The organism is Halobaculum litoreum (assembly GCF_030127125.1).
Lineage (GTDB): Archaea > Halobacteriota > Halobacteria > Halobacteriales > Haloferacaceae > Halobaculum > Halobaculum litoreum.
The window spans coordinates 176,873-203,238 of the sequence record NZ_CP126156.1; the positions used below are offsets into that span (position 1 = coordinate 176,873).

Annotated in this window: 29 protein-coding genes and 2 pseudogenes; 20 read left to right on the plus strand and 11 right to left on the minus strand. The window is 73.3% G+C overall.

Going from position 1 to position 26,366, the window contains the following annotated elements; translation table 11 throughout:
• Positions 1-133: 133 nt before the first annotated feature.
• A complete protein-coding gene (locus P0R35_RS00980) occupies positions 134-331 on the plus strand; it encodes a heavy-metal-associated domain-containing protein (RefSeq protein ID WP_284013388.1) in 198 nt (65 codons plus the stop codon).
• Between the two features lie 32 nt (positions 332-363).
• On the opposite strand, the gene P0R35_RS00985 is transcribed toward P0R35_RS00980, so the two are convergent.
• The 3 genes from P0R35_RS00985 to P0R35_RS00995 form a co-directional block, all read right to left on the minus strand.
• Positions 364-957: a peroxidase-related enzyme gene (locus tag P0R35_RS00985; protein ID WP_345782753.1), complete on the minus strand. Its 594-nt coding sequence runs from the start codon at positions 955-957 to the stop codon at positions 364-366.
• 84 nt (positions 958-1,041) lie between these two features.
• Positions 1,042-1,242, minus strand: coding sequence for a PLDc N-terminal domain-containing protein (locus tag P0R35_RS00990; protein ID WP_432765018.1), 201 nt, complete (start codon positions 1,240-1,242; stop codon positions 1,042-1,044).
• Between the two features lie 41 nt (positions 1,243-1,283).
• Positions 1,284-1,784 carry a metal-dependent hydrolase gene (locus P0R35_RS00995; protein ID WP_284013390.1) on the minus strand — a complete coding sequence of 167 codons (501 nt, stop codon included), beginning with the start codon at positions 1,782-1,784 and terminating at the stop codon, positions 1,284-1,286.
• A 103-nt stretch (positions 1,785-1,887) separates the two neighbouring features.
• Here P0R35_RS00995 and P0R35_RS01000 point away from each other — a divergent pair, with 103 nt between their 5' ends.
• Positions 1,888-3,252, plus strand: a complete 1,365-nt coding sequence (locus P0R35_RS01000) for a mechanosensitive ion channel family protein (RefSeq protein ID WP_284013391.1) — start codon at positions 1,888-1,890, stop codon at positions 3,250-3,252.
• Positions 3,253-3,267: 15 nt separating this feature from the next.
• Here the strand turns inward: P0R35_RS01000 and P0R35_RS01005 are convergent, their stop codons facing one another.
• A complete protein-coding gene (locus P0R35_RS01005; RefSeq protein WP_284013392.1) occupies positions 3,268-4,071 on the minus strand; it encodes an aldo/keto reductase in 804 nt (267 codons plus the stop codon).
• Positions 4,072-4,197: 126 nt separating this feature from the next.
• Here P0R35_RS01005 and P0R35_RS01010 point away from each other — a divergent pair, with 126 nt between their 5' ends.
• The 3 genes from P0R35_RS01010 to gghA all read left to right on the plus strand — a co-directional run bounded on the left by P0R35_RS01010 (position 4,198) and on the right by gghA (position 7,749).
• Positions 4,198-4,527 (plus strand): 2Fe-2S iron-sulfur cluster-binding protein, encoded by a 330-nt coding sequence (locus P0R35_RS01010; RefSeq protein ID WP_284013393.1) that lies wholly within the window; start codon positions 4,198-4,200, stop codon positions 4,525-4,527.
• A 76-nt stretch (positions 4,528-4,603) separates the two neighbouring features.
• Positions 4,604-5,188: a DUF998 domain-containing protein gene (locus tag P0R35_RS01015; protein ID WP_284013395.1), complete on the plus strand. Its 585-nt coding sequence runs from the start codon at positions 4,604-4,606 to the stop codon at positions 5,186-5,188.
• Between the two features lie 44 nt (positions 5,189-5,232).
• A complete protein-coding gene (gene gghA / locus P0R35_RS01020) occupies positions 5,233-7,749 on the plus strand; it encodes a glucosylglycerol hydrolase (protein WP_284013396.1) in 2,517 nt (838 codons plus the stop codon).
• A gap of 31 nt (positions 7,750-7,780) precedes the next feature.
• Here the strand turns inward: gghA and P0R35_RS01025 are convergent, their stop codons facing one another.
• On the minus strand, positions 7,781-9,403 hold the full coding sequence (locus P0R35_RS01025) for a potassium channel family protein (protein WP_284013397.1): 1,623 nt from the start codon (positions 9,401-9,403) through the stop codon (positions 7,781-7,783).
• Positions 9,404-9,677: 274 nt separating this feature from the next.
• Between P0R35_RS01025 and P0R35_RS01030 the strand changes: the two genes are divergently transcribed.
• Together P0R35_RS01030 and P0R35_RS01035 are read left to right on the plus strand one after the other, a co-directional pair.
• Positions 9,678-9,884, plus strand: a complete 207-nt coding sequence (locus tag P0R35_RS01030) for a hypothetical protein (RefSeq protein ID WP_284013398.1) — start codon at positions 9,678-9,680, stop codon at positions 9,882-9,884.
• A gap of 26 nt (positions 9,885-9,910) precedes the next feature.
• Positions 9,911-10,168 carry a CDGSH iron-sulfur domain-containing protein gene (locus P0R35_RS01035; protein WP_284013399.1) on the plus strand — a complete coding sequence of 86 codons (258 nt, stop codon included), beginning with the start codon at positions 9,911-9,913 and terminating at the stop codon, positions 10,166-10,168.
• Between the two features lie 3 nt (positions 10,169-10,171).
• Here P0R35_RS01035 and P0R35_RS01040 read toward each other — a convergent pair whose 3' ends face one another.
• Positions 10,172-11,038 carry a cytochrome c oxidase subunit 3 gene (locus tag P0R35_RS01040; protein ID WP_284013400.1) on the minus strand — a complete coding sequence of 289 codons (867 nt, stop codon included), beginning with the start codon at positions 11,036-11,038 and terminating at the stop codon, positions 10,172-10,174.
• Positions 11,039-11,198: 160 nt separating this feature from the next.
• On the opposite strand from P0R35_RS01040, the gene P0R35_RS16480 reads away from it, so the two are divergent.
• The 4 genes from P0R35_RS16480 to P0R35_RS01055 all read left to right on the plus strand — a co-directional run bounded on the left by P0R35_RS16480 (position 11,199) and on the right by P0R35_RS01055 (position 15,563).
• A complete protein-coding gene (locus P0R35_RS16480; RefSeq protein WP_432765020.1) occupies positions 11,199-11,354 on the plus strand; it encodes a DUF7563 family protein in 156 nt (51 codons plus the stop codon).
• A 148-nt stretch (positions 11,355-11,502) separates the two neighbouring features.
• Positions 11,503-12,915: a hypothetical protein gene (locus P0R35_RS01045; RefSeq protein ID WP_284013402.1), complete on the plus strand. Its 1,413-nt coding sequence runs from the start codon at positions 11,503-11,505 to the stop codon at positions 12,913-12,915.
• Positions 12,912-13,202 (plus strand): DUF7410 domain-containing protein, encoded by a 291-nt coding sequence (locus tag P0R35_RS01050; RefSeq protein ID WP_284013403.1) that lies wholly within the window; start codon positions 12,912-12,914, stop codon positions 13,200-13,202. Before P0R35_RS01045 ends, P0R35_RS01050 begins: the two co-directional genes overlap by 4 nt.
• 144 nt (positions 13,203-13,346) lie before the next feature.
• Positions 13,347-15,563: a DUF7527 domain-containing protein gene (locus P0R35_RS01055; RefSeq protein ID WP_284013404.1), complete on the plus strand. Its 2,217-nt coding sequence runs from the start codon at positions 13,347-13,349 to the stop codon at positions 15,561-15,563.
• Between the two features lie 138 nt (positions 15,564-15,701).
• On the opposite strand, the gene P0R35_RS01060 is transcribed toward P0R35_RS01055, so the two are convergent.
• Positions 15,702-16,007, minus strand: coding sequence for a hypothetical protein (locus tag P0R35_RS01060; RefSeq protein WP_284013405.1), 306 nt, complete (start codon positions 16,005-16,007; stop codon positions 15,702-15,704).
• A 260-nt stretch (positions 16,008-16,267) separates the two neighbouring features.
• Between P0R35_RS01060 and P0R35_RS01065 the strand changes: the two genes are divergently transcribed.
• Positions 16,268-17,596, plus strand: coding sequence for an adenylosuccinate synthase (locus P0R35_RS01065; RefSeq protein WP_284013407.1), 1,329 nt, complete (start codon positions 16,268-16,270; stop codon positions 17,594-17,596).
• A 12-nt stretch (positions 17,597-17,608) separates the two neighbouring features.
• Here the strand turns inward: P0R35_RS01065 and P0R35_RS01070 are convergent, their stop codons facing one another.
• Both P0R35_RS01070 and P0R35_RS01075 read right to left on the minus strand, forming a co-directional pair.
• Positions 17,609-17,965, minus strand: a complete 357-nt coding sequence (locus P0R35_RS01070; protein WP_284013408.1) for a group I truncated hemoglobin — start codon at positions 17,963-17,965, stop codon at positions 17,609-17,611.
• Positions 17,966-18,005: 40 nt separating this feature from the next.
• Positions 18,006-18,218 (minus strand): hypothetical protein, encoded by a 213-nt coding sequence (locus P0R35_RS01075; RefSeq protein ID WP_284013410.1) that lies wholly within the window; start codon positions 18,216-18,218, stop codon positions 18,006-18,008.
• 584 nt (positions 18,219-18,802) lie between these two features.
• Here P0R35_RS01075 and P0R35_RS01080 point away from each other — a divergent pair.
• The 5 genes and pseudogenes from P0R35_RS01080 to P0R35_RS16485 form a co-directional block, all read left to right on the plus strand.
• Positions 18,803-19,363, plus strand: coding sequence for a peroxiredoxin family protein (locus P0R35_RS01080; RefSeq protein ID WP_284013411.1), 561 nt, complete (start codon positions 18,803-18,805; stop codon positions 19,361-19,363).
• The gene (locus P0R35_RS01085) at positions 19,356-20,240 is read left to right on the plus strand and encodes a prenyltransferase (protein WP_284013412.1); all 885 of its coding nucleotides are present in this window, start codon (positions 19,356-19,358) and stop codon (positions 20,238-20,240) included. Before P0R35_RS01080 ends, P0R35_RS01085 begins: the two co-directional genes overlap by 8 nt.
• Before the next feature lie 35 nt (positions 20,241-20,275).
• On the plus strand, positions 20,276-21,028 hold the full coding sequence (locus P0R35_RS01090; protein WP_284013413.1) for a DUF547 domain-containing protein: 753 nt from the start codon (positions 20,276-20,278) through the stop codon (positions 21,026-21,028).
• A 51-nt stretch (positions 21,029-21,079) separates the two neighbouring features.
• The gene (locus P0R35_RS01095; RefSeq protein ID WP_284013414.1) at positions 21,080-21,274 is read left to right on the plus strand and encodes a methytransferase partner Trm112; all 195 of its coding nucleotides are present in this window, start codon (positions 21,080-21,082) and stop codon (positions 21,272-21,274) included.
• An 80-nt stretch (positions 21,275-21,354) separates the two neighbouring features.
• Positions 21,355-21,603, plus strand: a pseudogene (locus P0R35_RS16485) (DUF7524 family protein); the annotation flags it as partial.
• A gap of 365 nt (positions 21,604-21,968) precedes the next feature.
• Here P0R35_RS16485 and P0R35_RS01105 read toward each other — a convergent pair.
• Positions 21,969-23,144 carry a DR2241 family protein gene (locus P0R35_RS01105; RefSeq protein WP_284013416.1) on the minus strand — a complete coding sequence of 392 codons (1,176 nt, stop codon included), beginning with the start codon at positions 23,142-23,144 and terminating at the stop codon, positions 21,969-21,971.
• On the minus strand, positions 23,145-24,023 hold the full coding sequence (locus P0R35_RS01110) for a CbiX/SirB N-terminal domain-containing protein (RefSeq protein WP_284013417.1): 879 nt from the start codon (positions 24,021-24,023) through the stop codon (positions 23,145-23,147).
• A 260-nt stretch (positions 24,024-24,283) separates the two neighbouring features.
• Between P0R35_RS01110 and P0R35_RS16490 the strand changes: the two are divergent.
• The 3 genes and pseudogenes from P0R35_RS16490 to cysS all read left to right on the plus strand — a co-directional run.
• Positions 24,284-24,457 (plus strand): annotated as a pseudogene (locus P0R35_RS16490) (DUF7523 family protein); the annotation flags it as partial.
• 86 nt (positions 24,458-24,543) lie between these two features.
• A complete protein-coding gene (locus tag P0R35_RS16495) occupies positions 24,544-24,774 on the plus strand; it encodes a DUF7523 family protein (RefSeq protein WP_432765054.1) in 231 nt (76 codons plus the stop codon).
• Between the two features lie 81 nt (positions 24,775-24,855).
• Entirely contained in the window at positions 24,856-26,355 is a 1,500-nt protein-coding gene (gene cysS / locus P0R35_RS01120) for a cysteine--tRNA ligase (RefSeq protein ID WP_284013418.1), read from the plus strand.
• Positions 26,356-26,366 lie beyond the last annotated feature (11 nt).

The following is a 26,366-nucleotide window of genomic DNA, read 5'->3' on the forward strand; positions in this document are numbered from 1 at the left end:
GACCGCGACCGGATCGCCGCGTGGATCTTCGAAACCAAAGCGACACACGCAATCGACACAGCGTCCCAAAGCGGCGCGACGGTCCGGCTCCGACACCGAAATCCACATCACCCCGGATCGGCTACCCCGAGGCATGACGACGCTGACCGTCACCGGGATGACCTGCGGCGGCTGCGAACAGAACGTGGTGGACGCGCTGGAGGCGCTGGACGGCGTCGAGCGCGTCACCGCCGACCACGAGGCGAACGTCGTGACCGTCGAGGGCGACGCCGACCCCCTCGACCTGATCGCGGCGGTGCCCGAGCAGTACGAGGTCGAGTCGACCGACTGAGGGCGCGTCGCTCCCGCCGTCGCGGGGGCCGCCTACCGCCCCATCGTGTAGAACTCCTCGTTGGGCCGCCAGTCGGCGAACGTCGCCATCCGGTTGGAGAAGTTGAAGAAGGCGGCGACCATCCCGATGTCCCACACCTCCGCCTGCGAGTAGCCCGCCTCCAGCAGGAGGTCCAGATCCTCGGTCGTCACCGCGTCCGGCTCCTCCGTCAGCTTCACCGCCACCTCCAGCATGGCCATGCGCTCGTCGCTCACGTCGGCGGTGCGGTGGTTGCTCGTCAACTGGTCGGCGAGGTGGGGGTCCTTCGCGTAGATGCGGACGAGCGCGCCGTGGGCGACGTTGCAGTACAGGCAGTTGTTCCGGCCGGAGACGGCGACGACGATCATCTCCACCTCCGCGCGGTCGAGGGTGGTGTCCTCGACGAAGGCGTCGTGGAAGTCGAGGAACGCCCGGAAGTGGCTCGGCTTGTACGCCAGCGCGGACATCACGTTCGGCGTGAAGCCGGCGCGCTCGGTCTCCTCGTCCAGTCGCTCGCGGACGTCGGCGGGCACCTCGTCGTAGTCGGGCACGGGGAAGCGGCGCTGGGCGTCGTCGAGCAACTCGGGGGTGGCGGACTCCTCGCTCATGGGGCTGGCTTCGACGACCCGGGGTAAATCCCTACCCCCGATCGCGGGCGACGTCGGCCGCCGCGGCGTCGCGCGGGACGCGCCTCAGTTCCGGCCGAGCAGGAGGTACAACACGAGGCCCAGCAGCGGCGCGAGGAACACGACGATCGCCCACAGGAACGCCGGGTGCTGGCTGTTGCGCTGGGCGTCCTTGTACGTCCAGTACACCATGTAGATGAACAGCGCCGTGAACAACAGCCACAGGAGGAACGCGAAGGCGCCGCCGGCGCTTTGGAGGAGGACCATGCACGCCACGGCTCACGCTTCGGCGATAGGTCTTGTGGTCGTCAGATCGGGAGCCCCCGCACCGCCAGCGCGACCGACCCGGCCATCGCGAACACGCCGAGCCCGAACAGCCCCCAGTTCCACAGCGTCGAGTCGGCGGGCGTGAGGTACAGCGACCACTCCCGCGGGTACGGCCACAGGAAGTTGACGCCGGCGGGCGTGATCACGTCGCCCAGCAGGTGCGTGAAGACCGCGCCGAACCCCAGCAGGAAGCCGAACGCGACCATCGACACGCCGCCGGGGACCGCGACCGACAACACCGGCTCGACGAGCGAGGCGGCGGCGGCGAACACCGCCCCCACCGCCCCCGCGAACAGCAGCGAGTGGGTCGGCCCGCGGTGGGGGATCCCGGGGATCCGGTGGTCGACGTCCGGGAGCATCGCGAGGTAGAGGACGGTCCCGGCGACGAGCGCGGCGAACACCGGGTAGCCCGTCGACAACAGCCAGAAGGTGATCGGCGACAGCGTCAGCATCGCGACGCCGAGGTGGCCCCGTCTGAACACGTCCGGGCGTGGGGGCGTCGGGGACATGAACGCTCGGGCCGCGGGCGGCGCGGCCGCGAAGCGGGCGGCGAAGGTATAAGTCCCGGCGGCGGCCCCGAGATGCATGGACGTTCTCGCCTCGTTGGAAGCCCTCCCGCCGTGGCAGGCGGCCCTCGCGGTCCTCGCGCTCTCGCTCGGCGCGGCGCTGGTCGCCGAGTTCGTCGTCATCCGGGCCGCCCAGCGGTTCGTCACCCGGACCGAGACGGGGCTCGACGAGATCGCGCTGGCGGAGATCCGGGTGCCGCTCGTCACGTCGCTCGCGCTCGGCGGGGTGTTCCTCCTCACGCGCCTCGACGCCGTCGTCGCGGCCGTGCCGTTCACCGCCGCGGAGCTGGAGAGCTTCTTCGGCGACCCCGCCCTCACCGTCGTCGTCGTCCTGTGGGCGTGGGGGCTCAACGAGACGGTGAACCGCTCGGTCGACTACCTGCAGGAGCAGGGCGCCCGCTACGACTTCGCGCCGGTCTTCTCCAACGTCTGGACGATCCTCGTTGCCGCCGGCACGGTCGGCACCGTCCTCTACATCTGGGAGATCGACGTCACCCCGCTGCTCGCGGGGGCGGGCATCGCCGGCATCGCGGTCGGCTTCGCCGCCAAGGACACCGTCGCCAACTTCTTCGGCGGCGTCGCGCTGTACTTCGACGACACCTACCGCGTCGGCGACTTCGTCGAGTTGGACTCCGGCGAGACCGGGACGGTGGTGAAGGTGGGCGTGCGCTCGACGACGCTGCTCACCCGCGACGAGGTGCTCGTCACCGTCCCCAACTCCGTGCTCAACGCGACGAAGGTGATCAACCAGTCGGCGCCCTCGCGGCGGCGGCGCATCCGCGTCCCCGTCGGCGTCGCCTACGGCACCGACCTCGACGACCTGGAGGCGCTGCTCGTCGACATCGCCCTCGCGGAGAACCTGGTGCTCGACTCCCCCAAGCCGCGGTGTCGCTTCCGGCGGTTCGGCGACTCGGCGCTGGAGTACGAACTCCTCTGTTGGGTGGCGTCGCCGACGCGGCGCGCGAAGGCGACCCACCGGCTCAACCGCGCCATCCACGACCGGTTCGCCGAGGCGGGGATCGACATCCCGTACCCCCGCCGCGACGTGACGGTCCACGCCGACGGGGCGCCCGCCGACGCGGCGTCCGGGGTGCCGGTCGGGCGTGCCGGGGCCGGCGCCGACTCGGCCGCGACGGACGGCGGCGGCCCCGACCCGTCGGGGGCGAGGCGACCGCCGACGACGCCGGCGACACGGCCGACGGGCGGGGCCGTTAAGCCGTCGCCGCACCACGCTGTGCTCGTGCCCGTCCTCGCGCAACTGGGCCCCGTCGACGCGCTCGTGTCGGTGTTCGGGCCGTTCGTCCTCCCGGCGCTGCTGTTCGCGCTCGGGGTCGTCGGCTACCTGTTCCTGCTCGCGCTCGGACGGCTCGGCGTCGAACTGTGAGCGGCGCCGCCCCGACTATCGGTTCCACGCCGCCGCGTCCGGGTCGATGACCCGCTCGCGGACGTCGTAGTCGGCGATCCGTGCGAGGTCCTCGTCGTCCAGCTCCAGTTCCTGCGCCGCGAAGTTGGCGCGGACGTGGTCGCCGGTCGCCTTCGGGATCGGCACGAGCGCGTCCTGTGCGAACGCCCACGCGAGACACACCGCGGCCGTGCTCGTGTCGTGTTTCTCGGCGATCTCCGCGAGCAGGGGGTCGTCCAGCGCCTCGCCGCGACCCAGCGGGGAGTAGCCGACGAGCGTGTGGCCGTGCTCGACGGCGTACGCCCGGAGTTCCGCCTGCGGGAACAGGGGGTGACACTCGACTTGGTGGGCGACGACGGGCGCGTCGAGCAGGTCCCGCGCCTCGTCGAGGAGTGCCGGCGTGAAGTTGGACAGGCCGACCTGGTCGCACAGCCCCTCGGCGCGCAGGTCGTCCATCGCGCGCAGCGTCTCCTCGGGGTCGTACGCCGAGATCGGCCAGTGGACGTACAGCAGGTCCACGGCGTCGAGGTCGAGGCGCTCCAGCGACTCGCGCGCCGTGCGCGTGGCGTCGTCGTACGCGAGGTTGTCCGGGTGGACCTTCGTCGCGACGACCACCTCGTCGCGGTCGACGTCGGCCCGGCGGATCCCCTCGCCGACGGCCGCCTCGTTGTCGTACATCTGGGCGGTGTCGACGTGGCGATAGCCCAGTTCCAACGCCGTCCGCACCGTCTCCGCGCACTCCTCGAAGTCGTCGTTGGCGGAGGTGCCGAGCCCGATCGGCGGCAGGTCGAAGTCGTTCATCGCCGGGAGTCGGCGCGTCGCGACCGAAAGCGTTCGGGAGCCGGAAGCGGGCGGTCGGGCGGCGCCCCGGCGACCGCCGGACGGTCGGGCCGCCGTCGCTTTGTCGGTCGCCTCCGTACGGAAGGTATGCCGACTGTCCGTTTTCGCGACGCCGAGATCGACTGCGAGCGCGGCGACACCCTCCGCGACGTGTTGCGAGCGGCCGGGCTGACGCCGCACAACGGACGCGCGGACACGGTGAACTGCCGCGGGCTCGGCTCCTGCGGCACGTGTGCGGTCCGCGTCGACGGGGCGGTGTCGCCGCCGACGCGCCGCGAGCGGCTCCGGCTGCGCGTCCCCCCGCACGACCCCGACGCGGGCCTCAGACTCGCGTGTCAGACGACCGTCGAGGGCGACGTGACCGTCGCGAAGCACCCCGGGTTCTGGGGGCAGCACGTCGACGACGACCCCGAGTAATCCCCGGAACCGGCGCCGTCCCGCCGCGCCGCCGGGGTGGGAAACACCCAACTCCCCGGCGACGGAGGGGGGAACGATGACCGAGCTCCGCCGCCGCGTCGCCGCCGTCTCCGGGGCGGGCGCGTCCGTCGTCTCGCTGGGCGGCATCGCCGCCGCCGTCGCGCTCGCGCCGTGGTTCTCCGTGACCGGGAACGCCCTCTCTGATCTCGGCGTCGCCGACGCCGCCGCCGTCGCCGCCGCGTTCAACTGGGGGCTGATCCTCGCCGGCCTCGTCGGGCTCCCGTACGCGTGGGCGCTGTGGACCGCCGGCGACGACGTGGGCGGACGGCTCCTCGCCGTCGAGTTCGCCGCGGCGATGCTGCTGATGGCCGGCGTCGGCGTGTTCCCCTCGGACTCGCCGCTGCACTTTCCCGTCGCGCTGGGCTTCTACCTCGCCGTCACCGTCGTGTTCGTCACCGACGGCCTGCGACGGCGGCGCGCGACCGCCGGCCGCGTCGGCCTCGCGTTCGCCGTCGGCCACCTCGGGCAGTGGTGGCTGTACGTCGCGGGCGTCCGCCTCGGGCCCGGGCTCGCGATCCCGGAGTTGGTCGGCGCCGGACTGTTGATCGCGTGGGTGCTCGCGGTGTCGCCCGTCGCCCCGGTCGATCCGTTCGACGGCTGACCGATCCCCGAGCAATCAAGCCGTTCGCGCTACAGGCACCGACAATGAGTCAGGAGTCGACGGGGGGAGCCACGCTCCTCCCCGACGAGACGGCGGCGCTGGTCGAGCGACACGAGTCGACCCGGGACGAACACGACGACGCGTTCGCGGCCGCGAAGGCGCTCGTGCCCGAGTTGGGCGCGCACGTGCGCGACGGGCACGCGACGGTCGGGATCTGGACGCCCGGCCTCGTCGAGCACGGCGTGCCGGCCGAGGCGGTGTCGCTGGAGGTGCTCACGCCGCCGGCGGACGTCGACCCCGGCGCGGTCGACGCGCGCGAGGTGACGTTCGAGCGCTCGACGGTGCCGACGCGGCGCGCCGGCGAGGTGACGTACGCGGCCGTCGAGGGCGCGGTGCCGGGCACCCGCGAGCGCCTCGGCTCCCTGTACCAGCTCGTGTACGACCCCGCCGACGCGACGAGCGACGCCGACCCGGCGGACCTCCCCGGCGAACTCGTCGCGGACGGCCTCGCGACGGTCCAGGACCCGCTGGCCGACTCGGTGCCGTTCGGCGCGTTCGGGCCGGCGGAGCTGTACGACCGCGCCCGGCTCGACGCCGAGCGCGACGACCGCGACTACTTCGCGACGCTGGGCACCGACGACGAACGCGTCGCCACCAGCGAGGACGACGGCCTCCCGCGCGTCGACCCGGCGACGAGCATGGTGGAGATCCACCCCGGCACCGCGACCGAGCGCGGCTCGCTCGCCGGGCTCGCCGACTTCGTCGAGACGGTCGGCGAGAAGGAGCGCGCGGGCGAGGACCCGACCGCGTTCGAGGAGACGTTCGCCGGCTACGACGCCGTCCAGTTGATGCCCGTCGAGCCGCTCACCGAGCGGTCGGACGCGCCGGGCAACTGGCGCGGGGTCGCCCGCGACGGCGACACGGCGACGGCGACCGTCGCCCGGCCCGACAAGGTGAACTGGGGGTACGACATCGTCGTCGGCGCGTTCGGCGCGCCCTGTCCGTCGATCCTCGAGTCCGGGCGGCCCGACGAACTCGTCGACTTCATCGCCGCCTGTCACGGGCTCCCCGACCCCGTGAAGGTCGTGTTCGACGTGGCGTTGGGCCACGCCGACGACGGCGGCCTGCGGATCCTCCCGGACCGGTTCTTCCACGGCCCGGGGATGTACGGCCAGCACCTCGACTACCTCGACCCGATGGTGCGCGCCCACGTGCTCGACCTCCAGCGCCGGAAGATGGACTGGGGCGCCGACGGCATCCGCGTCGACGGCGCGCAGGACTTCCGCAACTACAACCCCGAGACCGGCGAGATGGAGCACGACGACGACTTCCTCGCGGAGATGGACGCCGTCACGCAGGAGGTCGCCGGCACCGAGTACCGGCCGTGGATGATCTACGAGGACGGCCGCCCGTGGCCGCGCCACGACTGGGAGCTGGCCTCCACCTACCGCACCCTCATCGAGCAGCACCCCCACTCGTTCCAGTGGTCGCCGATCACGTTCGCGCACAACAAGCCCGCGATGCTCACCTTCTGGGCGAGCAAGTGGTGGCGCGTCCGCGAGGTCGCCGACATGGGCGGCAACTGGATCACCGGCGTCGCCAACCACGACACCGTCCGCCGCGGGACGCAGGTCGACGTGCCCGAGTCGTGGGAGGGCGACCCGATCAACCGCTACCTCGGCGACTCCGCCCCGGAGATCATCGACCGCGCGTACGACAACCCCGCGACGAACGCCCTGCTGCACACGCTCCTGCCGGGCGTGCCGATGGACTTCCTCAACGCCAACGCCCGCGGGCCGTGGGGGTTCGTCCGCGACACCGACGCCGAGTGGAACGTGAAGGTCGTCGCCGACGAGCACAACCTCCTCGACTGGCAGGTGCGCGAGGGCGACTACGACGACGACCGCTTCTTCACCCGGCTGAAGGCGTTGGGCTTCGGGACGCGCGAGGAGCTCGACGCGTTCGTGAAGGCGCTGGCGGCGACGATCGAGCCGACCGACTACGACTCGGAGGCGATGTGCGCGATGCTGGAGCCGCTCGACCCGCCGATGGACCTGACGCCCGCGAACCTGGACGCGTTCGCCGACGCGTGGATGCGCGACGTGGCCGACTTCGCCAACCTCGGGCACTGGCGCGACGCGCAGGACGCCGAGCGCACCGGCTTCGCGCGGCGCGTCCGCGAGTTCCGCCAGGAACGGCCGTGGCTCCGCGAGTCGATGCGGCTGCCCGACGCGCCGGACGACGAGGGGCCGGTGACCGCCGACGCCGCCGAGGCGACCGACCGGTTCGGCTACCGCAACCCCGCCAACGGCTCGGTGGTCTACTACGGCCTGCGGGAGTCGCCCGCCGGCGACGAGCGCGTGCTGTTCGTCGGCAACATGGAGGGCGCCCCGACGGCGGTGACGCCCGCCGACCTCGTCGACGCCGACCTCGACCCGGCGGCGTTCGAGGCGGCCCTCGTCGCCCCCGGCGTCGCCGAGGGTCGCGAGGCGCCCCCGGCGCTCGACGAGGCCGTGGAACTGGCGAACGGGCAGGCGGTCGTGTTCGTCGCCGCGCGGTAGTCGCCGCGCCGGCCGTGGCGGCCGCGGCGGCTCAACAGAACAGTTCGTTGAAGCGGTTGACGGCGTCGTCGGTGCCGGCGACGACGAGCGTGTCGTCGGGGACGACCCGAGTGTCGGGGCCGATGTCGGTGAGGAGGTCGCCGTCGCGCTCGATGGCGACGACGGTGACGCCGGTGCGGGCGCGGACGTCCGCCTCCGCGAGCCCCTCCCCCTCCAGTCGCGGCGCGCGCGTCCGTACGAGGTCGACCTGTGTCTCCGGCCTCAACACCTCCTCGTCGAGCAGGTACGACGCGAGCAGGCGCCCCGAGACGGTCGACAGCGCGAGCACGTACTCGGCGCCCGCGCGGTACAGCTTCGGCACGGAGTCGGCGTCGTTCGCGCGGACGATCACCTCCGCGTGGGGGGCGACCTGTTTCACCGCCAGCGTCGCGAAGATGGTCGTCGTGTCCGAGTCGAGCGCGAGCACGACCGCGCGGGCGTCGTGGATGCCGGCCTCCTCCAGCGTCTCGCGCTCGGTGGCGTCGCCGACGACGTCGACGCCGTCGTCGTCCTCGAGGTCGACCACGACCACGTCGTCGGTCGGGCGGAGTTCGCCGGCGGCGCTGTGGCCGACCATCCCGTAGCCGACGACGAGCACCCGCCCGCGGCGGCGGCGACGGGTCTCCGAGAGGGTCAGCTCCTTGAGCTCCTCCAGCTCCGCCTCGGTGCCCACGACGAGCAGGACGGTGTGCTCGTCGATGACGCGCTCGGGGCGGGGCGGCGACTCGAACTCGCCGTCGTCCCACGCGCCGAGCACGTTGGCGCCGGTGCGCTCCCCGATGGCCGACTCCGCGACCGTCTCGCCGACGAGCGGGCTGCCGTGGTGGACGAGCAGTTCGGCGATCTGGAAGTCCTCGCCGATCTCGACGCCGTCGCCGAGTTCGTCGGCGACGCTGGCGGTCGCCTTCGCGCCGAGGCTCTCCCCCAGCAGCCGTCTCGGCGAGATGACGCGGTCGGCGCCCGCGTAGCGGTGGTAGTCGGCGACGTCCTCGTCCTCGACGAGGCTGACCACCCGGACCTCCTCGGACACCTCCCGGGCGGAGAGGACGACGCTCGCGTTCGTCTCGTCGTCGGCGTCCGCGACGAGCGCGCGCGCGTCGGCGACGTTCGCCCGCGCCAGCGCCTCGACCTCCTCGGGGTCGCCGTGGACGACGTCGTGGTCGCCCGACAGCTCGACCGCCCGGTCGGCGTCCGGCTCCACGACGACGTACGGCTGGTCGCGCGCACGGAGTTCCTTCACGAGCGTCTCGCCGCGCGGCGTGAACGCGCAGATGACGACGTGGTCGCTCGCGGCGGTGGTCGTCGGCGGCGAACTGGTGAGCGCCTCGTTGATCAGCGGGATGATCACCGCCGGCAGCGCGAGGAAGATGAGCCCGACGCCGGACAGTTGGAACCCGATCATCAGCAGCTGCATGGCGTTCGTGTCCCACTCGTCGGCGTACAGCCCGAACCCGGTCGTCGTGAACGTCTCGACGACCACGTACAGCGAGCTGATGTAGTCGATCCGCTGGCCCTCGAACGTCGCGAACCCCCACTGGTAGACGAACGCGAGGAGCAGCATCACGCCGAACGCGCCGAGGAGGTACTCGGTCGCTCGACGGGTCGCCGATGGCATACCCCGCTTACCGGGGCGGGCGGATTAAACACCACGCACCCGGATCGACGGGCGTGCCCCGCGACGCGACCGCCGGACCGGCGCCGGACCGCCGCCGCGACGCCGCCCTCGCGCTCGCGGCCGCGGTCGCGCTCCTCGCGGGGGCGGCGGCGCTCGGGGTGCCGGCCGCGCGGCTCGCCGCCCCCGAGACCGTCGTCGCGGCGGTCGCGGGCGTCGCCGGGGCGGTCGCGATCGAGGTGGCGATGGCCGCCCGCCCCGACGACGCCCGACGGCTGTGGGGCGACCGCCGGGTCCGCTGGGGCGGCACGCTCCTCGTCGCCGGCGGCGGCCCCGCGGTCGTCGCGCTCGGGGACCGGCGCTCGGCACCCTCGCGGTCGCGGCGCTGGCGGGCGGCCTCGCGGGCTACTTCCTCCTGCTGGCGGGCGTCGTCTCCGGCGCCCTCCCGGAGCCGGCGACGTGGTTCGCCGACCGGGAGGACTGATACGTCGCCGGCGTGTCGCCCCGCGTATGCGCGAGGTGACGCTCACCGACACCGGACCGGTCCGCTTCGACGAGGACGACCTGCACGACGAGTACGGCGACATCGCGGTGTGTCGCTGCGGGCTGAGCGACGAGTTCCCGTTGTGTGACGGCTCCCACCGGGCGACCGAGGACGAGGAGCCGGGGGTGTGCTACAAGTACGTCGACGGGGAGCGACGGGTGGTCGCGGCGCTGGAGCTGGTCGACGAGGACGGACGCGGAGAAGCGGACGACGGCCGCGAGTGAGGCTTACGCCCCGACCTCGGCGCCGACGTACAGCGCGACGACGAGGAAGATCCAGACGGCGTCGACGAAGTGCCAGTACATCGAGGCCGTCGTCACCGAGACGTGGCGGTCGGCCGAGTACTGCCCGAGCAGGCCGCGGACGAACACGATCCCCAGCAGGACCGCGCCCATCGAGACGTGCAGCCCGTGGAGGCCGGTGAGGCCGTAGAACGCCGAGCCGAACAGCCCGGAGGAGAGGGTGAAGCCCTCCTCCTGGATGAACACGTAGTACTCGTACACCTGCCCGCCGATGAACACGGTGCCGAGCCCCAGCGTGACGCCGAGCCAGCCGAGGAACTTCCGGCGGTCGTTCGCCCGGATCGCGCCGTGGGCGAAGTGCAGCGTCACCGACGAGACGATCAGGATCGCCGTGTTGATGATCACCAGCGACCCGAGCAGGTGCGGGAGGTCGGCGGCGATCTCCGTCCACGCGTCCTGCGAGCGGATGAAGAAGAAGTACGTGAAGCCGGCGCTGAACGTCGCGATCTCCGACCCGAGGAACGCGAGCATCCCCCACCGGAGTTTGCTGGCGGAGTGTTCGTCCGCGCCGCGGTCCCAGAAGTGGACGACGAACGCGTGGTACAGCCAGCCGTAGATGCCGACGAGGAACAGCCCGATGCTGCCGACGAGGACGGCGGGACCGACCATCGGCCCGACGAGGTTGCGGTCGCCGACCGCCATGAGGTACAGCGCCGCACCGATGTAGATGCCGGCGCCCCCGAGCGCCGTGACGAACGGCCACCACGAGGCCTCCCCGAACCCGCGCGGCCAGTCCTCGACCGCCGGGAGGTGGTGCCCGTCGTCGTGGGCGTCTTCCGTTTCTGTAGCCATGAGCGCGGGTAGCCGACGCGGAGACAAAAATCCTCCCACCTGCGTCGGCCAGCGGTCCGGGCGCGCGCGGTCCGGCGGCGTCGGTCGCGGGGATCCGGCGGCGGTAGTTTCCGCGAACGGCCGACACACATACTACCGTACGGCACGTCGCTGCGGTTGCATGCCGGAGTGTAGGAACTGTAGTTCGTTCGTTACCGAGCGGTACGTTCGAGTGTTCGCCCCCGAGGGGATGAGCAACGTCCGCGTCTGCCCGTCCTGTGAGGACATGGTGCGGGAAGGTGCCGAAGTCCGGGAAGCACGCTCGAAGCGCGTCTGACCGTCCCGCGGCGACCGTTCGCGGTTCCCTTCTCCCGACGCCGACGCTCCGTAGCCTCGGCGCCGGCCGTCGCCGTCGCCCGTCGGGCCCCGGCCTCCGAGCGTTCCGTTCCGCAAGCTACTCGGCCGCCCTCCCCCTACGGCGACCGATGCGACGGTCCCCCCGTCCGACCCGGCTCGCCCGCCGTGTCCTCCCGGTCGTCGTCGCCGCGCTCGCGACCGCGGCGGCCGCCGACCGCGCGACCGCCCACGCCGGCGGCATCCGGAGCGCGGCCCGGGAGACGGTGTCGGTGCCGACGTGGCTGTTCCTCGCGACCGGCGGCGCGGTCGTCGGCGCGTCGTTCCTGCTCGCCTCCGCCGTCACCGACCGCGCGTACATCCGCCGGATCGACACGTGGGGGCGCCCGCTCCCGGACGCCGGCCGGGTGGCGACGCTCGCGGCCCGCGGCGTCGGCCTCCTCGCGCTCGCGGTGACGGTCGTCGCCGGGCTCGGCGCCGAGTCGCTCGGGATCACCGACCCGCTCCGGAACGCGGCGGTGCTCCTCGTGTGGGTCGGCTGGTGGGGCTGGGTCGTGCTCTCGGCGTACCTCGTCGGGAACGTGTGGCCCGCCGTCGACCCCTTCCGGGCGGTCGCGGGCGTGTTCCCGACGCTCGACCGCGCGTACCCCGACCGGCTGGGCTCGTGGCCCGCCGTCGCCGGCCTGCTCGCGCTGGTGTACCTCGAGGTGGTGACGCCGCTGGCGGACGACCCGTTCCTGCTCACGCTCGTCGTGCTCGGCTACCTCGCCGTCTCGGTCGCCGGCAGCGTCGCGTTCGGCGTCGACGACTGGTTCGGCAACGCCGACGCCGTCTCGCAACTCCTGCGGGCGTACGGCCGCGTCGCCCCCGTCGCCCGCACCGCCGACGGGCTCCGGCTCCGCCTCCCCGGCATGGGGCTCACCGAGGCCGACTGGGTCGACGGCCGCGACGACGTGGGGTTCGTCGTCGCGGTGGTGTTCGTCACCACCTACGACGGCTTCGTCGGCACGAGCCTGTGGGCCGACGTCGCCCGCCCGCTCGTGGGGGTGGGGGTGCCCGCGCTGGTCGTCTACCTGCTGGCGATGCTCGCGGGGTACGGCCTGTTCCTGTGGCTGTACCTCGCGTCGGCGCGGGCGGCGCGCCGGACGGCCGACACCTTCGTGGCGCCGGGCGAACTCGCGCGCCGGTTCGCGCCGTCGCTGTTGGCCATCGCCGCCGGCTACCACCTCGCGCACAACCTCGGGACGGCGCTGTCGCTGGCGCCGACGCTCGCGGTCGTGGCGACGGCCCCGCTGTCGCCGCCGCCGGTCGCCGCCCTCCCCGTGTTGCTCGTCCCGGGGTGGGTGGGCGGCGTCGGCGTCGCGGCCGTGCTCGGCGGCCACCTGCTGGCCGTCTGGGTCGCGCACTCGACCGCCTACGACCTGTTCCCCGACCGCCTGCAGGCGATCCGGAGCCAGTACGGCGTCACGGTCGCGATGGTGGCGTACACGATGGCGAGCCTGTGGATCGTCTCGCGCCCCGGAGGTGCGCCCCCGTTCGTATGAGCCGCGACACCGCCCCCGCGACCGCGAGCGACGCCGAGCCGTACGCGGTGCCGCCGGACGCGACCGCCCACGAGTGCCCCCGCTGCGGGCGGCCGTTCGCCCGCGAGCGCCACCGCGACCTCCACCTCGGGCAGTCGCACCCCGACCTCACGGCCGACGAGCGCGCCGCCTACGACGCCGCCCGCGACGACGAGGCCGCCGACCTCCGGCGGTTCCGGATCGTCTCCCTCGGCCTGCTCGTGCTGTTCTACTTCGGGTTCCTGTTCCTGTTCGCGATCTTCGGGTGAGGGCGGGGAGGCCGGCGGCGGCCGACCGGCCGTCTCGGGGCGCTCGCTCGCCGCCGGTCCTGTCAGCGAGATCGACTGACGGCCGTCCGACGGCCGTCCGATCAGGCGGAAGGTATTTGCGTCGGACGGGGCGATGTACCGGCGATGGACGGCGAAACAATCGACACGGTGACCGGGTGGGAGTCCGAGCCGCTCTCGGGGGGGATCGACGGGCTCCGTACCCTGCAGTCCCGCGACTTCACGGGGGCGGTCACCGAGGGACACGCCTGGCTGTTCATGTTGAACGGCCGGATCGTCGGCGTCTTCGACGGGTCGCTCGACTCGTTCGCGGACGCTGACGGCACCGCCTACGCGGCGCCCGACCCCTCGTTCCCGCTGCTGTTCGCGATGCGGGAGACGGGTGGCGACACGAAGGCGCGCTACTACACGAACGACACGGCCCTGTCGGCGGCCGACGCGAAGCTCTCGTCGGGGAAGTTCACCGGCTACATCGAACTGTCGGAGAACGTCCTGTCGGGCGACTACTACGCGGTGTACTACGGCGGCCGCCGTCTCGCGTGTGCGTTCGTCGGGACCGGCGAACAGAAGCAGGTGCTCACCGGCGACGAGGCGTTCGACGCCGCCGACGACGAGGTGGGGATCTACGAGGTCGTCGACGTCGACATCGACGTCGTCGAGCTGCCGTCGGCGGCCGACGCCGAACCGGAGCCGGAGCCGGAGCCCGCGGCGGCGCCAGACGACGGCCCGGACCCGATCCCGGAGGCCGAACCCGACGACACGGCGGCCGAGCCCGCCGACGCGTCGGCCGACGGGCCGGAGCCCGACGGCGTCACCTTCGGCGGCGCGGCGGCCGCCGGGACGGCCGGCGACCGGCGCGACACGTCGCCGGCGGAGCCGGAAGCGACCGACCGTGCCGCGGAGCCGTCCGCCGACGCCGGGGCGACCGCCGACGCGACCCCCGACTCGGCGCCCGAGTCGGACCCGGAGCCGGCCCCGGCGGGCGACGACGCCGCGACGCCCGAGGCCGACCCGTCGACCCCCGGACGGACGTCGGGCCGGCGGGCGACGCGTCGAGAGCGGACGCGTCGACGGCCGACGCGCCCGGGGAGGACCCGCCGACCGACGCCAACGGCGACCCGTTCTCCGCCGAGGAGGAGTGGCGCGAGACGCGCGCCATCCCGTCGCTGGACCCGTCGCGGTCGGCCACGCCCGGACCGACGGACGCGACCGGCAACGGGGCGCGCGAGCGGTCCGCGGCGGCCGCGAGGACGCGCCGCCGACCGACCGACGACGGCGCCGCCGAGGCCGCCGACGCGACGGACGACGCCCGGGCGACCGACGCGCGCACCCCGCCGTCCGGGTCGGCGAGCGCCGGCGGCGAGTCGACGGCCGCCGCCGAGGAAGCTGGCGACCGTCCGCGCCGAGCGCGACCGCGCCCGCGAGGCGGTGCGGGAGGCCCGCGACCGCCTCGAGGCCAGCGAGGACGAGATCGACCGCCTGACCGAGGAGAACGACCGCCTGCGGTCGCGCGTCGAGCAGTTGGAGTCGGAGCTGTCGACCGCGCGCGAGGAGCTGTCGGCCGCCGAGTCGCGCGCCGACGCCGCGGCGGCCGGCACCGACGGGGCCGACGCCGCGCCGACGCGGACGGTGTCGGCCGACCGTGCGCTCGCCGGGACGAACCTGTTCGTCCGCTACGACACGAAAGGCGGGGCGACGCTGGAGAAGGCCCACGCCGGCGGCGCGACCCGCTCGGACGTGAACGACAACCTCCGGCTGGAGGTGCACACGGAGTTCGAGAGCGACGACGCGGCCGTCGACGGCCGCCCGTTCCGGGAGTTCCTGACCGACACCATCGAGTACGGCTTCGTCGAGTGGGCCGTGCGGGAGCTGCTGTACGAGATCCAGAGCACGGGCAACGAGTCGGCGCTGCGGGACCTGTTCGACGCCATCCCCGAGGTCGACCGGGCGGAACTCGACGGCACGGTGACCCTGGAGGAGGAGGACGGCGGCTCGACCGAGCACGGCTTCGACGTCGTCCTACGCGACCGGATGGGGAACCCCCTGCTGGTCGCGGACGTGACCGAGGGTCGCGACGCGACCACGGAGTCGATGCTCGACGGGCTGGTCGGCGACGCGAGCGCCGTCGCCGACGCCGACGAACACCTCGCGGCCGGGTTCTACGTCACCGCCTCGTTCTTCGAGCCCGGCGCCCTCGAGGCGGCCGCCGACGCCACCGGCGGCGGCCTGCTCTCGCGGGGCAAGCGCAAGAGCTTCGTGAAGCTGTCGCGCAAGCAGGGGTTCCACCTCTGTCTGGTCGAGTCGCGCGACGGCGAGTTCCACGTCAACGTCCCGGAACTGTAGCTCGGCGTCGCCGTCCGTTTTCGCGGGACGAACGCGGTCGCGAGCGACGCGAGCCGTCGCTCGCGACCGGTCTGCGGTAGAAGAGCGCCGCCCGAAGCGGGCGCTTCCGGCGGCGCGAGAACGGGGACCGCGGTCGGATCAGCTCTCGAGTTCCGGCGCGTCCTCGATGCGCATGCCGCCGATCTTCTCGACGATCTCGTCGAGTTTGTCGTCGAGGTCGCCGACGAACTCCGCGGTGCGCTCGGTGGTGATCGCACCCTGGCTCGAGGGTTCGATGAGGTTCTCCTCCTCCAGGACCCGCAGCGAGTAGCGGACCTTGTGGTGGGGGTAGCCGGTCTCGTTGGACATCTTCACGATCCCGATCGGCTCGTTCTCGATGACCATCCGGAGGACTTGGAGGTGCCGCTCCAGCATATCGACCTCCTTCTCAAGTCTGTCTATCATGGCACGTGTTAACTTGTCCGTGCATGATTTAAAAGTTCTCCTCTCGGCCGGCTACGGGTAACGGGACCGTCACGTCGTCGTGCGATTCCGGGCGGTAGTCGGGCGTGGGTGTGGTTAACGCTTACGCACGCCGATCGCGACGATAATGCGTGGACACGAACAGTCCGGGCGACGACATCGAGATAGTATACACGAGTGTGCATTCTCGACGGCGCCGGACCGTAATCGGTTTACCGGGCCGTGCGGAAACAGCGTCCGGTATGACTGTCACCATCGTCGGCTCCCAGCTCGGGGACGAGGGCAAGGGTGCCCTCGTCGACCTCTGGGGCGGGGACGCCGACGTCGTCGTGCGGTATCAGGGCGGCGACAACGCCGGCCACACCGTCGTCGAGGGCGGGGAGGAGTACGCGCTCTCGTTGGTCCCCTCCGGCGCCGTCCGCGGCAAGGTCGGCGTCCTCGGCAACGGCTGCGTCGTGAACCCCCGGACCCTCTTCGAGGAGATCGGGACGCTCCGCGAGCGGGGGCTCGACCCCGACGTCCGCGTCGCCAAGCGCGCGCACGTCATCCTCCCGTACCACCGCCGGCTCGATTCCATCGAGGAGGAAGCGAAGGAAGACTCCGACGTGAAGGTCGGCACCACCGGGCGCGGCATCGGGCCCACCTACGAGGACAAGGCGGGCCGCCGCGGCGTCCGCGTCGGCGACCTCCTCGACCCCGAGGTGCTGCGCGACCGCCTGGAGTACGTCGTCCCGCAGAAGCGCGCGGTCATCGAGGACATCTACGGGCTGGAGGCCGGCGAGGAGTGCGACGTCGACGCGCTCCACGAGGAGTACGCCGCGTTCGGCCGTCGCCTCCGCGAGGAGGGGATGACGGTCAACTGCTCGGACTTCCTGTACGAGCAGCGCGCGGCGGGCAAGAACGTGATGTTCGAGGGGGCGCAGGGCACCCTCATCGACATCGACCACGGGAGCTACCCGTACGTCACCTCCTCGAACCCGACCGCCGGCGGCGCGGCCACCGGCTCGGGCGTCGGCCCGACGGTGACGGGCGGCGGCGAGGTCGTCGGCGTCGTGAAGGGGTACCTCTCGCGCGTCGGCGAGGGGCCGATGCCGACCGAACTCGACGGCGACGAGGCCGAGGCGGCGCTCGCCTCGGACATCCGCGAGAAGGGCGGCGAGTTCGGCACCGTCACCGGGCGCCCGCGCCGCATCGGCTGGCTCGACGTGCCGATGTTGCGCCACGCGGCGCGCGTCAACGGCTACACCGGCGTCGCGGTCAACCACCTCGACGTGCTCGCGGGGCTCGACGAGCTCCACGTCGGCCACGCCTACGAGCTGGAGGGCGAAGAGCGGCTCTCCCTGCCGGCGACGACCGAGCGGTGGGCCGAGTGCGAGCCGGTGCTCGAGGAGTTCGAGCCGTGGCCCGAGGTCGACTGGGACGCCGTCGCCGCCGAGGGGTACGACGCCCTCCCGGACGCGGCGCTGGCGTACCTAGAGTACCTCGAACAGCAGCTCGACACGCCCGTCTACGCCGTCGGGCTCGGTCCCGACCGCGAGCAGACGGTCGTGCGGACGAACCCCTGGGAGTAGCCGCCCGCCGCGTTACGCGGAGACGATCGCGGGCTTCAGGGCCGCGACCTCGGACAGCACCGCCTCGCGGTCCGCCTCGTCGACGCCGGCGTCGGCGAGCGCCGCGTCGAGGTGTTCCGCGACGATCCCGAACTCGCGGTCGGTGATCCCCAGGTCCTCGTGGGCCGTCGCCATGTCCGCGCCGTCGTAGGCGTCGGTCCCGCCCGCGACGCTCGCGAGGAACAGCGTCTGGTGGCGTCGCTGCCGCTCCATGTCCACGTCGTCGAAGTAGTGACGCACGCGGTCGTCGTCGAGCATCCGGTCGTAGAAGTCGTCGACCACCGTCGCGATCGCGTCGTCGCCGCCGAGCCGCTCGTACAGTGTCGACACGGGGCGGGCCTGTCGTCCCCGTCGCAAAAACCCGGCGACACTACAGCCGTCGCCGGACCTCCCGACGCGCCTCCGTCCGGACGCGCTCCTCCGCGCGCCGCATCGCTCGGCACGCCTCGTCGGTGTAGTCGACGCGGACGGCCGGGAGGCCGCCGGCGAGCAGTCCACCGACGCCGCCGACCACCTCCCCGGGGTCGATCCGCGTCTCCAGCCGGAACGCGTCGGGGTACGCCTCCAGCGGGCCGGTGAACACGAAGCGTTCGTCGACGAACGCGAGCGCCTCCTCGGGGGTGAACGCGTCCGCGACCGCCGCCCAGAACTCGTCGGCGTCGCTCGCGACGAGCGGCTGGACCGCGGCCGCGAGGTCGCGCTGTCGCTCGACGAGCGCGTCGCGGATCGCCTCGCGGCGCGCCCGGGGAGGTCCGGCCGGAGCGCCTCGGCGTAGGCGTCGTCCGCGAGCACGCTGTCGCGGTGGGCCTCGAACGGGTCGTCGCTCGCGTACGCGTCCAGCGACGCGCCGAACTGCGCGAGCACGCGGTCGCGGTAGGCGTGCAGCTCCGGCCGGACGACCGTCCGCTCCAACGCCTCGTTGTTCTTCAGGAGACGCTCGATCACCCCCGGCGGTCCCCGTCCGCCCCGGAGGGCGTTGACGACGGAGAACTCCTCGAACGTGGCCCGGACGGTGTCGCCGACGAACCGCTCGAACCCCTCCTCGACGGCGGCGCGGGTCATGGCGATCCCTCCGTCCCGCGGCCTGTTAGCTCCGTCGTCGGGGACCCCCGCGAGCGCGCCGGCACACGGGAAAACGACTACCCGGCTCGCGCCCCACTCCGTAGTGTGACTCGCTCCATCGAGGGGTCGCCCGCCCCCGACTTCTCGCTCCCGAACGTCGGCGTCGGTCCGGACCCGTACGGCCCCGCAGACGCCGCCGCCGACCACGACGCGCTGTTGCTGCTGTTCCAGCGCGACTACTTCTGCGGCAACTGCCGGCGGCAGGTCGCCGCCGTCGCCGACCGATACGACGAGTTCCGCGCGGCCGGCGCCGAGGTGGCGTCCGTCCTCCCGGAGTCCGTCGACCGCACCCGCGACTGGCAGGGGGTCGTCGACCTGCCGTACCCGGTGCTCGCGGACCCGGGCGGCGAGACCGGCGACGCGTACGACCAGCCGACCCGGTTCGGGGCGCTCGGGAACCTGTTCGACCTCGTCGGCCGGATGCCGCTGGCGGTCGTGCTCGACCTCCGCGGCGACCCCGCCGTCGCGGCGGCGTTCCCCGGCCGCCGCCCCGCGGACCGGCCGCCGGTCGACGACCTGCTCGCGGCGTGTCGGCGGGCGACCGGGCGCGAGGGCGCCGGCGACGCGACCCCCGACGACGCGGACGGCGGCGACGAGCGTGCGTAGGCGCGCGCTGGCGCTGTGGCGGATGGCCCGCCCCGCGCAGGTGCTGTTGATCCTCGCGGTGTACTGGCTGGGCGCGGCGATGGCGCTCGCCCGCGGGGCCGCCGCCGACGGCGACGCGCTCCTCGCCGGGGCGGCCGTCCTCCTCCCGGTCGCCGCGAGCGTCCACTACGCCAACGAGTACGCCGACGCCGGGACGGACGCCCGAACCGAACGCACCCCGTTCTCGGGCGGGAGCGGCGCGCTCGCGGACCTGGGGCTGTCGCCGCGCGTCGCCGCCCGGGCGACGGTCGGGGCCGCCGTCGTCGCCGGGATCGCGCTCGCCGTCGCCGTCGCCGCCGACGTCCCCGCGACGACGCTCGCGCTGCTGGCGGCCGTCCTCGTCGTCGGGTGGGCGTACTCGCTGCCGCCGGTGCGACTGGTCGCCCGCGGCGTCGGCGAGGGGACGAACGTGCTCCTCGGCGCGGTGCTGCTCCCGGCTGCGGGGTACGCGACGCTCGCCCGTCCCGGCGCGGCCACGGCCCTCGCGTTCGTGCCGTTCGCGTGGCTCGTCGTCCCGAACCTGCTGGCGACCCACTACGCCGACCGGGCGGCCGACGCCGCGACCGGCAAGCGGACGCTCGCGGTGCGACTGTCGCCGCGGCGACTGCGGGCGCTCGGGCTCGCGTTCGCCGCGGGCTACCCCGGCGTCGTCGTGCTCGTCGCGGCCGCCGGGGCGCTCCCGCCGCTGGTCGTCGCCGCGCACGCGCTCGCGTTGCCCGCCGTCGCGTGGGCCGCCGGGTCGCTGACCCGTCGCCGTTCGCCGCTGCCGGCGGTCGCCGCGATGGCGACGCTGGCGACGACGACGGCGCTGGCGTGGACGTGGCTCGCACACGCCTGAGACACGGCTTTGTGTCCGGCGCCCCCACGACCGGTGTGTCCCCCCGCGCCGACGACGCCACGGAGCCCGTCCACGACGCGGCCCCCACGGACCCGCTGGCGGCCAGCCGCGCCCTCCTGATCGGGGTGAAACGCGGCGACGACGTCGCCGCCGAGCGCGCGGCTCTCGCGGGGCTCGACGAGGCGGCGCTCGACGCGCTGGGTCGCGCCGAGCGGCTCGCGTTCTGGCTGAACTGCTACAACGCCGGCGCGCAACTCCTCGCGACCGAGCGCCCCGACCTGTACGAGTCGCGCGGGCGGTTCTTCGCCGCCCCCGCGCTCACCGTCGCGGGGACGGACCTCTCGCTCGACGACGTCGAACACGGCCTGCTCCGCGGGCGCTCGAAGTACGGGCTGGGCTACCTCCCCCGGCTCCGGCCGTCGGCGTTCGAACGCCGTCACCGGGTGGAGACGGTCGACCCGCGGATCCACTTCGCGCTCAACTGCGCGGCCGAGTCGTGTCCCGCGATCGCGGCGTACTCGGCCGACGTGGACGCCGAACTCGCCGACGCGACCGCGCTGTACCTGGAGCGGACCGTCGAGCACGACACCGGCCGCCTCGGCCGCTCGGTGGTGCGCGTGCCCCGCGTGTGTCTGTGGTTCCGGGGCGACTTCGGCGGGGCCGCCGGCGTCCGCCGGCTGCTGCGCGAGCACGGGCTGCTCGGCGCCGACGAGCGGCCGCGGGTCCGCTCGCTCGAGTGGGACTGGAGCCGGCGCGTCGGGCGCTTCCGCGAGGACGCCGGCGAGTGAGGTCGCGGGGAACCCGTATGCTTTTGGCCGGCCCGCGCCACCGCTGACGTAATGAAGGAGTCCCTGTTGGACATCGTCTGCTGCCCGCTCGACAAGCACGACCTCGAACTCGAGGTCACCGAGCGCGAGGCCGGCGAGGACGGCGAGATCGTCGAGGGAACCCTCACCTGCACGGACTGCGGGGAGACGTACCCGATCGAGGACGGCATCCCGAACCTCCTGCCGCCGGACATGCGCGACGAGTAACCCCGCAGCCGCCCGCAACGAACCTTTTTGTCCGGTCGTTCGGATGAACGCACGTGTCGTCAGAGGCAGCCACCTTGGGGGTGACGCTGAACCGCGACCGCCTGAACGAGGCGCTCGCGCCCGAGTCGTTCGCGACCGACGAGGGGTTCGCGGTCGAGTTACACAACGAGGGCGAGCCGGTGCACGTCCACCTCCGGTTCACGGGCCCCGTCGCGGACGCGACGGCCGTGGAGACCTCGAACCACTACGTCGACGCCGGACGGACGCTCGCGGTGCCCGTGCGGGTCGCCCGCGTCGACGACCCGGTCGAGGGCACCCTCCGCGTCGTCACGGGCCACGGCGCCGACGGGACCGAGGTCGCCGTCAGGGTCGACCCCCGCCCGCGCCCATCGACGTCGACGAGTCGTACGCCCGTCCCCGGGCGCGGCCGCCGGCGACGGCGGCGAGCCGGCGCCCGTCGAGTCGGCCGACGCCCCGGACCGGCCGACCGTCCCGGTCGACGTCGACCCCGCGACCGTCGGCGTCGGCGCCGTCGCCGGCCTCGCCCTCGTCGGCGCGGTGGCGCTCGCGCTCGTGTTGGACAGCGTCGTCGTGACGCTCGGCGTCGTCGTCGTGTTCGTCGCCGTCGCCGTCGCGGTCTTCCTGTTGATCCGGTGACCGGCGGTCGCGCGGCGGGGCGCGCGACGACCTCCGGCTACTCGTCGTGGTCGTCGTGGTCGCCGTCGTGGTTGTCCGCGTCGTGGTCGCCGTGGCTGTCGCCGTCGCCGTCGTGGGCTTCCGCGTCGTGGTGCGCCTCGGGGTCGGTCGGGACGCCGCCGAGGTTGCCGTGGTCGTCGAACAGTTTCGCGCGGAGGTAGCGCGTCCGGTAGCGGTTGGCGTCCTCGTACACGTCGGCCTCCCGGATCTCGTCGACGCGGTCGTCCGCGACCGCCTCGACGATCCCCTCGACCTGCTCCTTCTCGCTGGGGGTCAGGTGGAACGTGTACTCGCGGGGCTCCTCCTCCTCCAGCTTCGTCCACTTGCGGCCGGCGGCGACGACGAGCGAACACGGCTCGCGACACGGGTAGACGCCGGCGCCGCCGTCGGCGGCCAACTCGTCGTCCGCGCTGTACTGCCACTCGCGGCGCTTCGTGCACTGGGAGTCGTCACACGCGGCCTCGGCGACCCACTCGACGGCCTCGCGGGGGAGTTCCTCGACGACGCCGTAGATGCCGGTCTGGCGCTCCATCGTGTCCGTCCAGTGGTCGACGTCCAACTCCCCCCGCTGCTCGCGGTACCAGTTGGCGACCGTCGCGGGGAGGAACAGCTCCACCGTCTCGACGGCGTCGCGCCAGTCGAGGTCGGGGAACACCCAGCCCGTGGGCGTGTTCGTCGCGGGCTTGAGCGGTCGGTACATCCCGTCGTCGTCGTACTTGGCGATCTCGCGGGCGTCGAGCGGGTCGTCGTGCGCCTCCAGGTCCGCGACCGCGTGGTCGGCGTCGTCGACGTGGCGCACGTCGTAGCGCCGTGCGCCGTCGTCGGGGTCGACCGTCGCCTCGATCCGGAGGTGACCCCACTCGGTCACCAGCCCCTCCCGCAGCGCCTCGTAGCGCTCGCCGGGGTCGTGGTCGGCGGCCGCCTCCGCCCGCCGGAGGAACGCCCGCCGGGGGGAGTCGTGGCGCTGCACCTCGCGCTCCCAGAAGTACCAGTTGGTGACGTACGGACTGCCGTCGGCGTGGGCGTGGAGTTCCGCCTCCGACAGGCCCGTCGCCTCGTGGTCGGGCGTGCCGAACGTGTAGCCGCCGTCGGAGGCGCGCGCGACGTGCAGGCCGTCGAACGCGATCCCGGACTCGGCCTCGTCGACGAGGGCGTCGAACTGTCGCGCCAGCATTCAGTCGTCCGCCCCCGGGGCGACGCGGGTCGTCTCGCGGACGGCCTCGATGGCGCTCGACACGTCGGCGCCGGCCTCGGCGGCGCGCTCCAGCACCACGTCGGCCATCAGCGCCTCGGTGCCGACGGCGCCGGCGTACCAGATGCGGTGGCCGTCGACCGCGGCGGGCACGTCGTACCCCGTGCGGTAGTCGTCGGTCAGCCCCATGTCCTCGGGGATGTCCTCCTGCGTGTGGAACCCGTCGGAGATGAACAGGGGGACGACGACGACGTCCTCGGACTCGAAGAAGTCGGTCACGTCGTCCACCTCCGGCTCCTCGTCCATGTACAGCGCCTGCACCTCGTCGAAGCGGCCCGTCTCGCGGACGCGCTCGGCGTGGTACTCGATCGCCTTCGCGGAGTTCTCGTTGCGCTCGGTGCCGTGGCCGACGACGGCGAAGCCGAACCCCTCGCCGACGTGCGGGTCCTCGGTGACGCTCTCGGCGCGGCGGATCAACACGTCCGTCATCGACTCGTGGGTGCCGACGGGGCCGCAGTAGTGGACCGTCTGACCGGTGTCCTCGGCGACGTAGGTGGCGACGTCCGCCGAGAGGCCGTCGGAGTCCCAGTCGGCGACGTCCCAGCCGTCGAGGCGGAGCTCCCGCGGGATCACCTGTTCGGTGAAGTACCCCTCCGAGATGAACATCGGGACGACGTACACCTCGTCGGCCTCGACGGTGCGGAGCACCTCCCGGAGGCTCGGCTCCTCCTTCCAGTAGCCGGTGCGGACCTCGTCGAACGCGCCGGCCGCGCGGATGGTGTCCGCGTGCTCGTAGGTGGGTGCGCTCGACCCGGGGTTGAGATGCGACCCGTGGGCGACGATGACCAGCGCCTGACTCATGCCCGGATCACGGGGCGGCGCGACCTTATCGCCTTCGGCGAGGGCGCGTGCGGCCGCGTGTGAGTCCGTGACGATGGCCGATCCGCCGGGGTGTCGGACTCCGGGAGGCGGCCGCGAGGTGGGTCGGGCGGCCCGTCGCGGCCGAACGAGGGAGCCGCGAGGGGACGACGGCGAGCCGATCGACGTTTCTGCCCGCCGGCTTCCCGACCCGCGCCGCCGTACCGTCGGCGTTTTTGTCCGCGGCCGCGAGGTGCCGGCAGATGACCGTCGCCGAGGAGACCCGCGCCGCCGTCCGCGAGCGACCGTTCCTGTACGACGCCCTCCGCGCGGGCGTGGTGAACTACGCCGCCGCCGCGGCGACGCTCGACATCGACGCCGACCCCGACGCGGTGGCGACCGCGCTGCGGCGCCACGCCGCCGAGATCGACGCGCGGCCGCCCGCGACCGGCGACGCCCGCGTCACGATGGAGCGACGCGTCGGCGCCGTCGGGGGACCGACGGCGACGACGACCCCGACCCGCTGTTCGTCGTCGCCGGCGAGGGGTACGCCGTCGGCGCGGGCGACGCCACCGCCGTGGTCGCCCGCGGCGGCGTCGGCCCCGGCGCGCTCGAGCGCGTCCTCGGGCGCCTGCGCGCGGCCGGCGCGACGGTGGAGGCGGCGGCGGTGGCGTCGGACGCGCTGATCGTCGTCGTCGGCCGGCGCGCGGGCGCCGACGCGCTCCGGGTCGTCGAGGCGGCGCTGGACGGGTAGCCGACGCCGGGCGTCGGGGGGCGGGGTCGCCGGAGCGAACTTCGAGGGTTTACCACGGAGGGTCGCGTACCGGCGCCCGACATGGGTCTGTCCGTGACCAACACCCTGACGGGCGAACGGGAGGCGTTCGAGCCGGCGAGCGACGAGGAGGTCCTGCTGTACGTCTGTGGGCTGACGGTCTCGGACGACGCACACCTCGGCCACGCGCGGCTGTGGTTCCACGCCGACGTCCTCCACCGGTGGCTCGACTGGCTCGGCTACGACGTGCGCCACGTCGAGAACGTCACCGACGTCAACGAGAAGATCGCCGCCCGCGTCGGCGAGCGCGAGGGGTGGGACACCGAGGCGGACGTCGCCCGCCACTTCACCGAGCAGGTGATCGAGGACATGCGCGGGCTCAACCTCAAGCGCGCCGAGGTGTACCCTCGCGTCTCCGAACACGTCCCCGAGATCGTCGCGCTCGTCGAGCGCCTGATCGAGTCGGGCCACGCCTACGAGACGAACGGCTCCGTCTACTTCGACGTCACCTCCTTCGACGACTACGGCCGCCTCTCGAACCAGCGCCCCGAGGAGTTGGAGGCCGACGCCGACGCCGACGAACTCGCCGAGAAGCGCCACCCCGCCGACTTCGCGCTGTGGAAGGCCGACGGCGTGAGCGCCGACGCGGTCCGCGAGCACCGCAAACACGAGCACGACGGCGAGCTCCCGTCGGGCGAGACGTGGGACTCCCCGTGGGGGGAGGGCCGCCCCGGCTGGCACATCGAGTGCTCGGCGATGTCGACGACCCACCTCGGCGACACCCTCGACGTCCACATGGGCGGGCGCGACCTCGTCTTTCCCCACCACGAGAACGAGATCGCCCAAAGCGAGGCCGCGACGGGCCACACGTTCGCGCGCTACTGGCTCCACAACGGCCTGCTGGAGACGACGGCGGACAAGATGTCCTCCAGCCTCGGCAACTTCTTCACCGTGAGCGACGCGCTCGCGGAGTTCGGGGTGAACGTCGTCCGCACGTTCTACCTCGGCGCGCAGTACCGCGGCGACCAGGTGTTCTCCGAGGAGGCGATGGCGGAGGCCGAAGAGCGGTGGGAGCGGCTCGAACGCGCCTACGAGACGGCCGTCGCGGCGTGCGACTCCGTCGACGCCCGCGCGAAGGCCGTCGACGACGACCTCCGGGCCGCCGTCGACGACGCCCGCGACTCGTTCGTCGCGGCGATGAACGACGACCTGAACGTGCGCGAGGCGTTCGGCGCGCTCCTCGGCGTCGGCTCGGCGGTACACCGCCACGTCGACCGCGTCGAGGCGGCCGGCGGCGACGTCGCCCCCGACTACCGCGGCCTGCGCCGCGCGGTCGAGACGTTCGAGGCGTTCGGCGGCGACGTGTTCGGGCTGGAACTCGGCCGCGAGGCCGGCGGCGACGTGGAACTGCTGGAGGACCTCGCGGCCCTCGTGCTCGAGGTGCGCGAGGCCGAACGCGCGGCCGGCAACTACGAGCGCGCCGACGCGCTCCGCGACGACTTGGAGGCGCTCGGGCTCGCCGTCGAGGACGGCCCCGACGGGCCCGAGGTCCGCGTCGACTGAGACGCGCGACC